The 14513-nt window shown below is 34.0% G+C and carries 16 protein-coding genes; 2 read left to right on the top strand and 14 right to left on the bottom strand.

The features are described from left to right. Positions 1-3: 3 nt before the first annotated feature. The 11 genes from BMW64_RS01865 to BMW64_RS01815 form a co-directional block, all read right to left on the bottom strand. Positions 4-360: a hypothetical protein gene (locus BMW64_RS01865; RefSeq protein ID WP_089998145.1), complete on the bottom strand. Its 357-nt coding sequence runs from the start codon at positions 358-360 to the stop codon at positions 4-6. A gap of 4 nt (positions 361-364) precedes the next feature. Then, the gene (locus BMW64_RS01860; protein WP_089998144.1) at positions 365-952 is read right to left on the bottom strand and encodes a zincin-like metallopeptidase toxin domain-containing protein; all 588 of its coding nucleotides are present in this window, start codon (positions 950-952) and stop codon (positions 365-367) included. A 92-nt stretch (positions 953-1044) separates the two neighbouring features. After that, positions 1045-1392 carry a hypothetical protein gene (locus BMW64_RS01855; protein ID WP_089998143.1) on the bottom strand — a complete coding sequence of 116 codons (348 nt, stop codon included), beginning with the start codon at positions 1390-1392 and terminating at the stop codon, positions 1045-1047. Between the two features lie 2 nt (positions 1393-1394). Then, positions 1395-1586, bottom strand: a complete 192-nt coding sequence (locus tag BMW64_RS20375) for a hypothetical protein (protein ID WP_143052623.1) — start codon at positions 1584-1586, stop codon at positions 1395-1397. A gap of 143 nt (positions 1587-1729) precedes the next feature. Continuing rightward, entirely contained in the window at positions 1730-2047 is a 318-nt protein-coding gene (locus BMW64_RS01845; protein ID WP_089998141.1) for a hypothetical protein, read from the bottom strand. Between the two features lie 7 nt (positions 2048-2054). Then, positions 2055-2663: a zincin-like metallopeptidase toxin domain-containing protein gene (locus tag BMW64_RS01840; protein ID WP_089998140.1), complete on the bottom strand. Its 609-nt coding sequence runs from the start codon at positions 2661-2663 to the stop codon at positions 2055-2057. Positions 2664-2762: 99 nt separating this feature from the next. Further along, positions 2763-3104, bottom strand: a complete 342-nt coding sequence (locus tag BMW64_RS01835; RefSeq protein WP_089998139.1) for a hypothetical protein — start codon at positions 3102-3104, stop codon at positions 2763-2765. A 2-nt stretch (positions 3105-3106) separates the two neighbouring features. Beyond that, a complete protein-coding gene (locus BMW64_RS01830; RefSeq protein WP_089998138.1) occupies positions 3107-3592 on the bottom strand; it encodes a zincin-like metallopeptidase toxin domain-containing protein in 486 nt (161 codons plus the stop codon). Positions 3593-3811: 219 nt separating this feature from the next. Further along, positions 3812-4156: a hypothetical protein gene (locus tag BMW64_RS01825; RefSeq protein WP_143052622.1), complete on the bottom strand. Its 345-nt coding sequence runs from the start codon at positions 4154-4156 to the stop codon at positions 3812-3814. A gap of 19 nt (positions 4157-4175) precedes the next feature. Beyond that, positions 4176-6344: an EndoU domain-containing protein gene (locus BMW64_RS20550; protein WP_177175215.1), complete on the bottom strand. Its 2169-nt coding sequence runs from the start codon at positions 6342-6344 to the stop codon at positions 4176-4178. Between the two features lie 290 nt (positions 6345-6634). Further along, on the bottom strand, positions 6635-7120 hold the full coding sequence (locus BMW64_RS01815; RefSeq protein ID WP_089998136.1) for a hypothetical protein: 486 nt from the start codon (positions 7118-7120) through the stop codon (positions 6635-6637). Between the two features lie 353 nt (positions 7121-7473). Here BMW64_RS01815 and BMW64_RS01810 point away from each other — a divergent pair, with 353 nt between their 5' ends. Further along, positions 7474-8478, top strand: a complete 1005-nt coding sequence (locus BMW64_RS01810; protein WP_089998135.1) for an LLM class flavin-dependent oxidoreductase — start codon at positions 7474-7476, stop codon at positions 8476-8478. Between the two features lie 65 nt (positions 8479-8543). Continuing rightward, the gene (ribB, locus tag BMW64_RS01805; protein WP_089998134.1) at positions 8544-9665 is read left to right on the top strand and encodes a 3,4-dihydroxy-2-butanone-4-phosphate synthase; all 1122 of its coding nucleotides are present in this window, start codon (positions 8544-8546) and stop codon (positions 9663-9665) included. A 140-nt stretch (positions 9666-9805) separates the two neighbouring features. Here ribB and fmt read toward each other — a convergent pair whose 3' ends face one another. The 3 genes from fmt to BMW64_RS01790 all read right to left on the bottom strand — a co-directional run bounded on the left by fmt (position 9806) and on the right by BMW64_RS01790 (position 14498). After that, a complete protein-coding gene (fmt, locus tag BMW64_RS01800; protein ID WP_089998133.1) occupies positions 9806-10753 on the bottom strand; it encodes a methionyl-tRNA formyltransferase in 948 nt (315 codons plus the stop codon). Positions 10754-11052: 299 nt separating this feature from the next. Then, entirely contained in the window at positions 11053-12954 is a 1902-nt protein-coding gene (locus BMW64_RS01795; RefSeq protein WP_089998132.1) for a RecQ family ATP-dependent DNA helicase, read from the bottom strand. A 77-nt stretch (positions 12955-13031) separates the two neighbouring features. Beyond that, positions 13032-14498 (bottom strand): OmpA family protein, encoded by a 1467-nt coding sequence (locus BMW64_RS01790; protein ID WP_089998131.1) that lies wholly within the window; start codon positions 14496-14498, stop codon positions 13032-13034. Positions 14499-14513: the final 15 nt, after the last annotated feature.

The following is a 14513-nucleotide window of genomic DNA, read 5'->3' as shown; positions in this document are numbered from 1 at the left end:
TTTTTACTGTTTGTCATAAGGAAATGAGGGGCTTATAAATTTTTTATTTACAGCTATTCCTTTATCATTGTAGATAATTTCCCAAACCCCATGATCTCCATGTATTCCTTTTACTTGCATAGTTTCTGCATCTACGTAACAAGTTCTTAGAAATACATCTCCCATTACTTCATTGTATTCTGTATAAAAGGAAACGCTATAATAATCCCATTCTTTTCCATCATACATTTTTTCTTTTTTATTATAATATGCAGTCATAGATTCAAGCTCTTCTTCATTCTTATCATAACTAAATTTTAATTCGTCTAATACCTTTAATACAATTTTTACTATTTCTTTTTCTTTTTCTATCTTTTCCATTTTATTATAACTTTTTGTAATTAATTCCTTCTAATTCTAATTTTTTTATTACTTCGTTTAAAACTCTGTCTGCATCTTTTAATTCCAATTCATTAAATAGATGTTTCTTTTCCATTATTTTATCATAAACCCATTTTTCCCGTTTATAGGTTCTTATTGCTTTTTCTGCTCTTGTTCCAAACATTCCTTCTAAATACGCATCTTTCCCCAACAGTTTAAATTCCAAAGCATGTTGTATCTCGTGAAAAGCCTCATAAAAAGTAAACTTTTTCCTAAAAAACAATTCTTTGCTTGTTGGGGAGAAACCTGCTTGAGCTCCACTGGCATCTAAAAATTTATCTTCTCCTTTTCGCATAACTACTCCTACATCCCCCAAAACTTCCGCAATATATTTTTCAAGAGCTTTCATCTGCCTGTTGTTCATGTATTCTCTTCCCAGGAATTTCCCACGCTTGCTTGCTGATTTCCCTTCCCATCCCAATTCATCCAATAATTCATCAAAAACCTCTTCTTCTCGACCTAATAGTTGATTAAATTTGGTCTTTAAGTAATTGGCTAATCTACCACTCTTTATCGCTTCAACCAATTCCAAAAACTCCTTTTCCAGCCATTTATAAAGATATTGCGCGGAATTGGCAACTTTCTAACAAAAAAACCGCCCAATTTCTTAGACGGTTATACTGTTTATTGCTTGTCATAAGGGAATGAGGGGCTTATGAATTTCATTTTTACAGGCTTATCTTGTTTATCATAAATAATTTCAAATACTCCGTGGTCTACATGTATTCCTTTAACCTTCATCGTTTCTGCATCTACAACAGCATAATATGGTGTTGGAATACCAAATACATCATGAAAAAAGTCTACACTATAATGACTCCATTCTTTACCGTCATACATCTTTTGTTTTTCATAAAAAATAGCATCTATAAAATCAATATGTTCGGGTGTATTTCCATATTGAAATTTTAACTGGTCTAGCACTTTTAATGTTGCTTTTATTACTTGCTGTCGTTTTTCTGTTTTTTTCATTTTTACTCTTCAATAGTAAACTTTACATTAGTACTACTAATAATGGTTTTTCCATCATTTAATAAAGAATAGGTAATTTTAGATTGACCAAGTGAATGAACTAACAAAAGAGGTAATTTTTTATCATCAACATATAGGAAAGCACCTCTGCTTTTACCAAAATCCTGTTTTCCCATAAAAAAGAAATCTGCCAAATGTTTTGATTTTTGTTATAACCCAAAAAGAATCTTCATTTAATTCTACACACTTTATTTGATTCTCGTCATCATAACCGAATCCAGAATTATTTAGAATTTTTTTAGATAATTCAATTATTTCTTTTGCCGTATGTTTCATTCTATTTGCTACCCTGTTTCACTTCTGTTATTATTTCTCCATTATCATTAACTTTATAATATATGAAACTATTAAAACTATGTTGTAAATAAATAGGATGCCCATTATCATCATTAATTACAAGTCCTGCTAATTGATTTTTGCCCCAATCTTCTTCTCCAAAAAATATAGATACATTCCAAGAGTTAATTTTTTTACCATCCAAATATAAATCTTCATTTTCACGAATAATCATTTTTTCTTTAGTGTCATAGATAAAGTTAGTTTTTTCTAAAATATCTTTTGCAATTTGCTCTATTTGTTTTTCTGTATGTTTCATTTCTAATTTATTTTAACATTCCTAATTTTTTTAATTTCACCAATTCTTCCATTTCGTCAATAATTAACTTCGGTTGCCCCATTGGTATTCTAATTCTATCATTTACATATTCATAAGAATCAACTAATTCTCTTTTAGTCCATTTATCTTTTGTTTTGCAGATAGCATCCCAAACTATTGTTTCATCTTCCCACAAGGGTAGTTTGGCATACTCTTCAGGTGACAATCTTTTCCAGGTTTTCATATGAACCATTTCATGAAAAACGGTTAACTCTGAAACTTCTGAACGCAAAAACATAGTTTTAAGTCTTGGATTGAAAGAACCTACTACACCTCTTGCATTCCAGTCTTTAAGCTTTTGCTTCATTCCAAAGTCCTTATCTACGATTTTCAAATCTACATCATAAAGTTCCTTTAATAATTTTCGAAGTTTTTTAATCTCTTTTATAGTTAACAACCTGCCCCCATCGAATCCAAAACCGTCATTAATTTTTCTGAAAAGCTCCTCAATATCCTCAATTACTTCATCATGAACCCTATTACCACTTCCAAATATAGTATCAATTTTCTTTCTAATCCATTCCGCAACTTTACCACTTTTTATGGCTTCCAGCATTTCCAGAAACTCCTTTTCCAGCCATTTATAAAGCTCTTGCGTAGAATTGGCAACTTTCTAACAAAAAAACCGCCCAATTTCTTGAGCGGTTTTGCCTACTTATTGCTTGTCATAAGGAAATGAGGGGCTTATGAATTTTGTGCCTATTGCTTTACCTTCTTTATCATAAATTATTTCTTGTACTCCTAAATCTTCTTGAATACCCTTTAGTTGTAAAGTTTCTGCGTTTACAATACAGTGATAAATTGCTGGTAAATCGAAAACATTATGAAAAATAACAAATGTATAACTTTCCCAAACCTTTCCATCATACATTTTCACATTTTCGTAATGGAGTGTTTTTTTCATAAACTCTAAATCCTCTTCAGAATTCCCATATTGAAATTTCAACTGATCTAATATTTTCAGTGCCTTTTCAATAACCTTTTCTTTATTTTCCATATTTATAATTTTTTATAATCAATACCTATTAATTCTAATTCTTTTTTCACACTATTAAGTACTCTTTCAGCATCATTTAGTTCTAATTCATTGAATAAATACTTTTTCTCCATTATTTTATCATATACATATTTTTCTCTTTTATATTTTCTAAGTAATTGCTCAATCCTTGTTCCAAACATTCCCTCCAAATACGCTTCTTTTCCCAATAGTTTAAATTCCAAAGCATGTTGTATCTCGTGAAAAGCCTCATAAAAAGTAAATCTTCTTCTAAAGAATAGCTCTCTGCTCATTGGAGAGAAACCTGCCTGAGCTCCACTGGCATCTAAAAATTTATCTTCTCCTTTTCGCATAACTACTCCTACATCCCCCAAAGTTTCCGCAATATATTTTTCAAGAGCCTTCATCTGCCTGTTGTTCATGTATTCTCTTCCCAGGAATTTCCCACGCTTGCTTGCTGATTTCCCCTTCCAGCCTAGCTCATCCAATAATTAATCTCTGAAATGAAAAAGTTGGAGATTTTTATTTATCACCTTATCCAATTTCTTTTGAAATTTTATTGTTATCAAATGGGTACTTTTCTCTTAAAATTGATATAAAAAAGGAGCTACAAAAGCTCCCTTTTAACAAATTATTTTATACTGATAAATACTCTCATTATTTTTGATGATTTCATAATACTAACGTTGCCTATAAATACGTGGCTATCAACTATTTTCTTTAACAAATTTTTTAAAGTCTTGCAGAAACTTAATAAACTCATCGTGTTCTAAATCTAAGTCTTGTTTTTTAGATTTTTCACCTGCTCTTTGTTTCATAAGGTCTACGAAGAAAACTCCATATTTATTGCTTCGGAAGAAAACATCCTCGTTTTGCCAGTCAAAAGATTCATCAGGTTCTTTGTCTTTACTTTGCTCTACACCATCAATTAAATTTTGAATTTTTTGTGCAGTCCAATTCCAACTACCAAAGTGATTTATAGTACTTTCTTCACTCTGAATAGAGTGTAAGATTGTGTCTCCCCACATATCTTTTTTAAATGTATATTTCATTTTGTATAATATTTTTATTTTACAGCAGTGGATATGCATTCATAATATTTCCTGCATCATCAACTTCAATTAATATGTCAAACCTACCTGAGGAGTCTTTGAACTTATATTGTTTAAATTTTTTGCCCAATGAGGCTGGGTTTACTCCTTGTCCTTTAGCTACCGTATTTTCATATACATATGCAATTTCCTCCTGTATTCTTTTAACATCCCAATTTTTAGGGAACATAGAAGATTCCGCATTTTTCACCAAATAGCCATCTTTGTATTTTATACTGATTTTAGCCTTAAAAGGAACATCGTCGGGCAATTGTGCCATAGAATAAATTCCTTCAGGTTCTATTATTTTTTCTACATCAATAATTCCGTCGAGAATAGCTGAACCTCTGTGTCCACCTTGTGAAACCAAAAACTCGTCAAGATATTTAAAACCGGAAGGTTGTATACGCTCAAGTAAACTTGTATTAAATTCTCCATCTAAATGATTGAAAAAACCTTTGTCAAATTTATTGAGCCATCTTCCAAAAGCCAATTTACGCAAACCCTCCACATCATCTATTAATTCATAGAATTTTTTCTTCAAATAAAGAGCAAAATTTCCACTTTTCACTGCTTCTATTAAGTCTAAAAACTCCTTTTCCAGCCATTTATAAAGATCTTTTGCAGAATTGGCAACTTTCTTCCCTAGACCTTTTCCAAAATTTATAGCTTTGGCTCCTGCCTGTTCTGCTTTGGTTGTCAACCGACTAATTTTTGCAGATGCTTCCGCAACTAAAGAGCTACCTCCTGTAAAATAAGCAATAATAGCATCTAAAATCAATTCAAAAGCAACTCCACCAACAAAATATGCCCAAAAATATTCATTTAAATCTTTTACTTGAATAAATTTCTTTTTCAGCATATCAAAAAACTGAGAGATTTCTCTCCATATCTTCCCATCACTAAAAAGATTCTTAATACCATCAAAAAATTCTTTAGAGTTTTTTGCAAATAAATCTACAAAATCCTCTATAAATTCAAGTTCCTCCTGATGTTTTGCCAATTCCAAAGGACTGCTTTTTTCTATTTCAAAAATTGGAAATTTTTCAACGACCATTGCCAAAAGCATAATGATCGTTTGTACCAGTGATATAAGCCCATTGATTAAACCGCACAAGAAAGCATTAATTTTAGCGATCTCGTTATTAAGTTCTGCTTTTATAAAATTTTCAATTCCTGAAACAACATTCAACAAATCATCAAAAACAGCTTTCAGCTTGTTGTATATATTTTTGATACTTTCCGGCATATTATCCTCTAGGATGTTTTTTACCAAATAAGTAACAGCAAAAAGAACATCATCTTCAATAGTAGGGGTAGCCTGAACAGTTTTATAAACAACGGCAGTAGAAATTTTATCGAATGAAGTGACAAAATCTTTAAGATTTTTCAAACCAGCTGCCACAATATGTGGAGACTCAGACATATTCTTATATTGATTGTTGGGAAAAGGAACAGGGATAATAGGTTTGTATTTAACTTCCTGTTGTGGAAAACCACTTGCGCCTATTTTATTTTGAAAATTACTATACATTGGCAATACGTAGTATTTTATGTAATCGTAGTTTTCTTCTGTAAACTTCCATTTTTCAGTAGCTTCTATACCTCCTTTTAACCAATCTGCCAATTGGTTGTTCAATGAAGATACTTTTTTAAAGGTATCGTTTATTTTATTTCTGTCTAAGATTTCCAAATATATAGCCCCTTTCAAAAGGGTAGCATCAATGCCGTAATCTTCTGCAATCACTTTCATAAGGCTATTGAAATCCGATACGCTTCTGTCTAAAGTATTTCCATCGTAATTGATCGTTTTTCCTTTGCTGTAATAATGCTTTATCAACTGCTCTCTTGCATAATCTCCCATTTTCACTCTACACGCAGTTCCAAAAAAATTACTGGTATCTTTAGAAACCATTTCGTAATAGATGGTAAAATAATCAGGCTCAATAGGGTCTTTTTCGTATTTGTCAAAAACTTCGGTTCCACTTTCGCAAAAAACAGCCTGATGATGAACCATAGTATATTTTTCTGATGGTGGATAAGTTGCCTTCTTTTCTGGTGGTACTACAAAAGTTTCATAAAACAGGCTATTTTGCCCCAAAGGACTGTCGAACTCTCTGCTCAGCACATAGACTAATCTTCGTTCCATAAGTTGTGTTTTTAATGATTATTAATTGTTTATTTATTTCCCAAAGCAGGCTCTTAAGTTGAGATCATTTCATCCTATGGACTATTTTCTAAAAAATCAGACAGCCGCTAAAACTGTCTGATTTTGTTTTTTCTCAAATCTTTAATGAAAGTCTCTAAAATTTTAGCCAAATCATTTAAAATTTTAACCGAAAGACCTAAAATTTTAACCCCAACACCTAAAACTTTAGCAAAAAGACCTAAACGGATCATCAAATGACTTAAATGTTTAGGTATAAGTGCTAAATAACACTAATCAGCTTTGTTTTTATCTTCAGAGGTACTGCTTTTTGGCGTTCTTGGGAAAAACTGTTTCAGTTCGGCTACCTTTTCTGCAAAACCAATGACCTCTCTTCCTTTTTTGTATTGGGAGTATGCATAATCGTCTAATGCATCATTGTAATTGTCGTAATCATGTAAAATCTTGGTGCTTTCCATTTGATAGACCAGGCTCGCTAACTTCTCTTTTCTTGTTTCTAAGAAAACACGCGCCTGATAATCGTTTTCAAACTCATCCCAGTTTACATCACCGGCACTCAACTGAGGTTGGTTGGCTTTATAGTCTCTCACTTTGTTTACAAAAAGTTTGTTTTGTTCATTAATGAGTCCATAAAATTTTCTTTGATCTGCGTCTAAAGCAACGAGTTTTCCCTGGAATAAAGCTTCTAATTCTGCAATTTTAGTGTCGATTTGTGTTTTTAAATCGGGAGTAAGCTGTGTTTGAATAACGTTTTTCATAATTTGTAAATATTTGAATCAAATTTAATAAAAATGAATTAATTCGCAATTTTTTTATATTTTTATAATTAATTAATCATTTTATGTATTTTTTTATTGTTAAATATTTATTGTGTGAATGTTTTACATGTAATATCTATATAAACAGAATATTATACCTATTCGTAATACAATCTATCTATTCATTTGAAATTTTCGATACGGATCGCATTTTTAAATGATTGATAAAAATAAATTCTTCCCATAGCTTTTCCCTGAATTCATCGATAAGTCTTATCAATTACAAAAAGTAACTAATGCGAATAATAAGTTTTAAATTTGTCTGGTCTTAAAAGACTATAAATTTAAAAATTATGCAAAATTTTGAAATATCCGTGCTTGATCTTGCACCCGTAAAACAGGAAAAGACCATTCACGATACTTTTCAGGACAGTTTGTCTTTGGCAAATCATACTGAAAGTCTTGATTATAAAAGATTCTGGCTTGCCGAACATCACAATATGGAAAGTATTGCGAGCTCAGCAACTTCTGTTCTCATCGGCTTTATCGCCAACGGTACCAAAAAATTCAGAGTAGGATCGGGCGGAATTATGCTTCCTAATCACAGTTCTTTAGTAATCGCCGAACAATTCGGAACCCTGGAATCACTTTTTCCGGGAAGGATTGATCTTGGTCTGGGAAGAGCCCCCGGAACCGATGGTCTTACGGCGCAGGCTTTAGGAAGAAATCCGGCAATTATCAATCAGCAGTTTCCAAGACAGATTTTAGAATTACAGAAATATTTTTCGAAAGAAAACCGCGATGCTTTAGTGCGTGCTATTCCGGGTGAAGGGTTAGATATTCCTTTGTATATATTAGGATCCAGCACTGATAGCGCTTTTCTGGCTGCGGAACTCGGACTTCCTTACGCGTTTGCCGGTCATTTCGCTCCTGAGCAGATGGAGATGGCTTTCAATATCTACAGACAGAATTTTGAACCTTCAAAATATTCAAACGAACCTTATATTATCGCCTGTGTCAATGGGGTAGCAGCAGAAACTTCCGAAGAAGCTCATAAAATTTCCACCACTTTATTCCAGGCATTTATCAATATTATCCGAAACGACAGAAAACCTTTTGCTCCTCCGGTCGATACGATGGATGAGATTTGGTCGCCGATGGAAAAATCGATGGTGTTACAGAAATTGCGTTATACTTTAATTGGAGATCAGTCTGAAATTGAAGAACAGCTAAAAAGCTTCCAGGAGAAATTTAATGTAAATGAACTGATGATTAATTCTCATATTTATGACCATCAGAAAAGGCTTGATTCCTATACCATTTTCAGAAAAGCAAAAGACGCTATATCAAAAATATAACAAACCCTTATCATAATTGGGAGATGCTTATTTTATGAGTATCTTTGCGAAAATTTAAAGTAAAAATGTCTGATATTAAATTGAATACTATTCCGGAGGCTATTGAAGACCTTAAAAATGGTAAAATAATCATAGTAGTAGATGATGAAGACAGAGAAAATGAAGGTGATTTTCTTTGTGCCGCTGAGCTTACGACACCCGAAATCATCAACTTCATGGCGCTTCACGGAAGAGGACTGATCTGTATGCCGCTTCCTGAAAAGAGATGTGACGAGCTTGGACTTGAAGTAATGGTAAGCCGCAGCAGCGATCCTAAGGAAACCGCATTTACCGTATCGGTTGACCTTCTTGGAAACGGAACTTCTACAGGTATTTCGGCGGCAGACAGGGCAAAAACGATTTTAGCTTTAATGGACGAAAATTCGAAGCCGACGGACTTCATGAGACCAGGGCATATTTTCCCGCTTCGTGCAAAAAAAGGAGGTGTTCTGAAAAGAGCCGGCCACACGGAAGCTGCCATTGATCTTACGTGTCTTGCAGGATTAAAGGAAGGTGGCGTGATCTGTGAAATTATGAATGAAGATGGTTCTATGTCACGTTTGCCGGAACTTTATGCTTTTGCACAGAAACATGATATGAAAATTGTTTCTATCGAAGATCTGATTCATTATCAGCTTAAAAAAGGAAATCTTATTGAAAGAATTGAAGAAAGAAAAGTAAAGACAGCTTACGGAGACTATGATTTCTTTGCTTTCAGGGAAACTTCAAATGATCAGATTCATTTTGCTTTAACGAAAGGTTCATGGACGGTAGACGAGCCGGTTCTCGTTAGAGTGCAGTCTTCCGACTCGTATTTTGATGTACTGACAAGATTAAATAACGGTGAAAAGCCTTTGCTTGAAAAAGTAACCAATATGGTGAATGAAGCCGGAAAAGGAGCTATTATTTTTATTAATAATGTTTCTAATTCTGAGAATACCTTAAGAAAGCTTCAACAGTTCCTGAATTATCAGGATGGGCAGGTTCAGCATCCGACATTGGCATACAATTACAGAGATTACGGTATCGGAACCCAGATTTTAAAGAATCTTGGAATCAATAAATTTAAAGTAATCACTCAAAATACCAATATTAAACCTCAGGTTGGCGGTTATGATGTTGAGGTAACGGAGATGGTGCAGCTTTAAAAGTGAATGGTTAATGGTCAATTTACTTTATTTGTGAATTTTTCCATTAGACTGAAAATTGGCGTTTGTCTTTAAGATTAACCATTCACTTGCGGAGCAAATTGACCATTAACAACACATAAAAATGGCTTGAGAATTTCTCAAGCCATTTTTATTTCGTCAAAACTTCTGAATCCGTTCAGGAAGTCTTTGATATTCATTCTTTTCTTTCCTTCAAGCTGCAATTCCAAAGGATAATAAATTCCGTCTTGGGTATAAATTTTAAATTCACTTTTTGAAATATCCAACGTTCCTGCTACCTTATCATGATTTGAAACTTCAAATTTACCACCGAAAATTTTCAGTCCTTTTTCTTCTTCACCAATTTTCAATGTTGTGAAAGCTGCAGGGTAAGGTGACATTCCCAAAATAAACTGATGCACTTCTTTTGACTTTCGGGACCAATCTATTCTGGTATCCTCTTTAAATATTTTGTACGCATTTTTAGGCTGCTCAACCTGTGGCTGAGGTTTTTCGGTAATAGTATTTTCGGCCAGTCCGTCAAGTGTTTTTACTACAAGTTTGGCACCCATTTCCATGAGCCGGTCGTGAAGACTTCCTGCGTTTTCATCAGGTAAAATGGACAATTCTTCCTGAAGAAGAATATTTCCTTCATCAATTTTTTCATTAATGAAAAATGTCGTAGCGCCTGTTTTTTCTTCCCCGTTGATCACAGCGTAATTGATAGGAGCAGCTCCTCTGTAATCCGGGAGCAGCGAAGCGTGAAGATTAAAAGTTCCCATTCTCGGCATTTCAAAAAGTACTTTCGGCATCATTCTGAAAGCCACGACAACAAAAACATCGGCATCCAGCTTTCTCAATTCTTCCAGAAAGTCAGGATTTCTTAATTTTTCGGGTTGAAAAACAGGAATATTATTTTCTACGGCGAAAATTTTCACCGGCGACTGATTGATTTTTTGCCCACGTCCGCTTGCCTTGTCTGCTACGGTTACGACGCCGACCACTTCATGATGAGAATGATGAATGGCTTCCAAAGAAGTTTTGGCAAACTCCGGAGTGCCTAAAAAAACGACTCTTAATGATTTCATGCTGTAAAGATAAGGCCTTTATCAAATGATTAAAAGATTTAGAATCTGTTTAAATCTATAATTTATTTTTAACATTAATAAATTAAGGCCCCTTTAGCTTAAAAACTTAATAAAAATCAATTAATTGATATAAGTATAACTCGCTGAAATTCTTAATGTTAAATTGAAGAATAAACAAAGTTTATTTAATTTAGAAAAATAAGAAAAAACTATAAAAAATTTACTTAGTAAAATTTAAACATTCTCTTAAAAATTAAATAAAAATTTATTAAACCTCTTATCCATAATTATTACTCATATTAAGCAATCGCATACGTTCTGAAATTCAACATTTTTACTTTCCCGGAATCTAACAGGTAAATAAGATTTTCCAAAATATTTTCTTTGGACTGATAGTTTAGCTGAATGGATAACTCTTCAATGGTGCAAGGTTTTTTAGCCAGTATATTCATAATTTCCCCTGAAATATTCTTTCCGAAAATGGATTGCTTGTTTTTTTCACAAACGGAACATTTCCCACAGTTTTTAGATTTTTTTTCACCAAAATAAGTAAGAATAAGCTTCATTTTACAATAGCTGTTATCTTCGATGTAAAATTTCATTTCTTCCCATTTTTGTATTTTATTTTTCTGAATATGCTCAAAAAGTTTCCAGTATTGAGAATTGTTAAGCCTTTCATCGCGGGGCTTTAAAAATTTAATGCTTGATAAAGCGCCGTCCACATATTCTACATAGCCTTTCTTTTGAAGTTCTTTTAATCTTTCTTTTATTAAGTGAACGCTTACGCCAATCTTATTGCTTACCTGCTGCTCGCTGAACATCACTTTATGTGTAGTGATTCCGGAAACAGTACGAAGCATTAATTCAATAAAATACGAATCTTTATGAGGAAGCTGATCAATTTCGTCTGCCTGCATCAAAAGTTGCAGAGAAGACAGGCTTTTATGATCATTAAAATAAATAATTTCCTGATTATGAAGGAAGTTTAAGACATTCTTAATCTTCGCAGAAGACAATTTGGTAAAATTTTGAATCCCGCTGAGGCTGAGCTGGAAAACCTTTTCTGGCAACTCAAACTCTGCAACCTGAAAGATAGAGTAGAGGTAAGTAAGGATTCTTAAAAATTCAGCTTTATTGGGAGTTTGGTTTTTTAAAATATCATCAAAATTTGAAAGTTCCTGCTTGTCCCAGAGCAAAAAGGCAAAGCTTTCCTGTCCGTCTCTTCCGGATCTTCCGATTTCCTGGTAATAGTTTTCGATAGAAGGAGCCGGAGAATAATGAATGACAAACCGAACATTATCTTTATCGATCCCCATTCCGAATGCATTAGTGGAAATTAAAACCTGACTGTCACTGTTATTCCAGATCATCTGTTTCGCATTCTTTTCCTTTGCTGTAAGGCCTGCGTGAAAGAAGTCTACATTTTTTAACTGATTTCTTTTGAGAAATTCACACAGAAGTTCAGCTTCCCTGCGGGTTCTTACATAAACAATTCCCGATTCGCGGGTAAACTTTAAAATGTCATAAACCTTCTGAAATTTATCTGAAACTTCTTCAGTGAAAATTCTGATATTGTCACGTTTAAAACTTTTCTGAAATACCTGCGGATTTTTGAGTTCAAGCTTTGCTTTGATTTCTTCCAGCACTTTCGGAGTAGCTGTTGCTGTTAAGGCCAGACACGGAATTTTCGGATTATTTTTCCTGAATTCTTTAATATTCTGATAGCTTGGCCTGAAATCCTGACCCCATTCAGAAATACAGTGTGCCTCGTCCACCGCAATAAATGAAAGTTGAATTTCCTCAATGTTCTGAAGAAATTGCTTGTTGGTCAATCTTTCAGGAGAGATGTACAGCATTTTCGTTAAACCTTCCTTGCAACGGTCGTAGATGCCTTCAGCATCGTATTCATCAAGTTCCGACGATAGATATTCTGCTTCAATTCCCCTTGATTTTAACTGGCTTACCTGATCCTTCATCAATGCTAAAAGCGGAGATATAATAAGACAGGTTCCTTCTTTTAACAAGGCAGGAAGCTGATAACAAAGGGACTTCCCCGCACCCGTTGGCAGAAGGACTAAGGTATCTTTTTCATTAATAACAGAATCGATAATAGCCTCCTGAGCATCACGAAAAGTATCGTAACCCCAAAAATATTTTAAGGTTTTAAATTTTAATTCTTGAAAATCTTGGTGAGAAATCATGGGATAAAATTAATGAAACTTAGTTGACAAAAAAAGCCACGCATGGCGTGACTTTCATATCATTTCTAAAACTACTGTTATTTTGCTTCAAAATAAACTCTTCGGTTGGCTCTGTTCTTCCATTCGGGACATTTTGTAGCAGGGTTGCATTCAGGATATTTCAGGTCTTTTTCACCTCTTCCTACTGCATTTAATTTATCTGATTGAACTCCATTTTTAATTAAATAATCTTTAACATTTTTTGCTCTTCTTTCAGACAATTTCTGGTTATAAGCTTCTGACGCTCTGGTGTCAGTTGTTCCGATTACCGTGTATGTTCCGTTGGAAGAGTTGATGTAATTAACGGCATTGTTCAAAATAGGAGTGTTTGAAGGTAAAATTTTATCTGAATTCAGATTGAACTCAATTCCTTCGAGTTTGGTTTCACTTTCGTCTACCAGACCATCTTTTACAGGAACTGATGTTACTACCGGACATCCCTGGTTTTCAACAGGTCCGGGAACCGTTACGCATTTATCATAAAGATCAATAATCCCGTCTAAATCAGTGTCAAGTGCTACACCCGCACCATCCACTCTTGCACCCGCAGGTGTATCAAGTTGTCTGTCCCAGTCGTCGCATACACCATCGTTATCAAGATCTCCTTTTTTACACACTTCAATATCCTGATTTTTATTGCCTAATACATCAAGCTTATAATACATTTCCTGAAGCGGATCATGCCACATCAAATGCGATTCATGTTTTCCTAATTTTAATGAAAGTCCTAAGGTTACATTAAAGAAATTGTCAGAAACCTGCTCTTCTATCTGATTGATCGTACTGTATTTGTCACCACCTCCGTCAAACTCATCGCTTCCGGTGATCACATACATCAATCTGCTTTCGACATCAATTCTGCTGTTTACCTTGAATTTTAATCCTGCCCCCGCTTCGGCAAACATTGATTTCAGATTAAAGGGTTTTACTTCAGAAACCATGCTGCTTCCCATTTCATCTTTCTGATAAGCTCTGAATGCTAATGTTCCTAACCCAGCATAGCCATGTAAAGCCCATCTGTAAGGAGAATGGTTATCTACTCTTCTGAATAGGTTGGAAAAGTTAATGTCTCCAAACAATGAAATCGCATCATATTGGGTTCTTGCTCCCACTTTTTGATTTACAGATGCATCTGCCGGTGCAGATTTTTTTGTATTAAACCATCCTTGTCTTGTTTCTCCTCGGTCGTATTGCAAGTTGATTCCAAAAGCATGGGTAATCGCTTTATCAATACTTACATAAGCAGAATATCCGAAAAGATTTTTACCATTACCATTTTTTATGGAGGTGAGGTCGGCAGACTGAACCAATGGCACACCGGCACCAAACGAAATCGCCCAATCATTGAATCTTCTTGCTGTATTTGTAAACGGTGAAATATTGGCTGAACCTGAAGAGAATGTATTTGGATATATTGTTCCTGAATGAACTGCTATAGAGTCTTGTGCAAAGCTTAATGCAGGAGCTGATAATGCTAATGCTACAATTGCTAAACTTAATTTCATAATGTATTTTTTGTT

Origin of the sequence: Chryseobacterium taichungense, from assembly GCF_900109935.1 — a bacterium.
GTDB classification, from domain to species: Bacteria; Bacteroidota; Bacteroidia; order Flavobacteriales; family Weeksellaceae; genus Chryseobacterium; species Chryseobacterium taichungense.
Note: the sequence above shows the minus strand (reverse complement) of the source record. Positions and strands in the feature narration are given on the sequence as shown.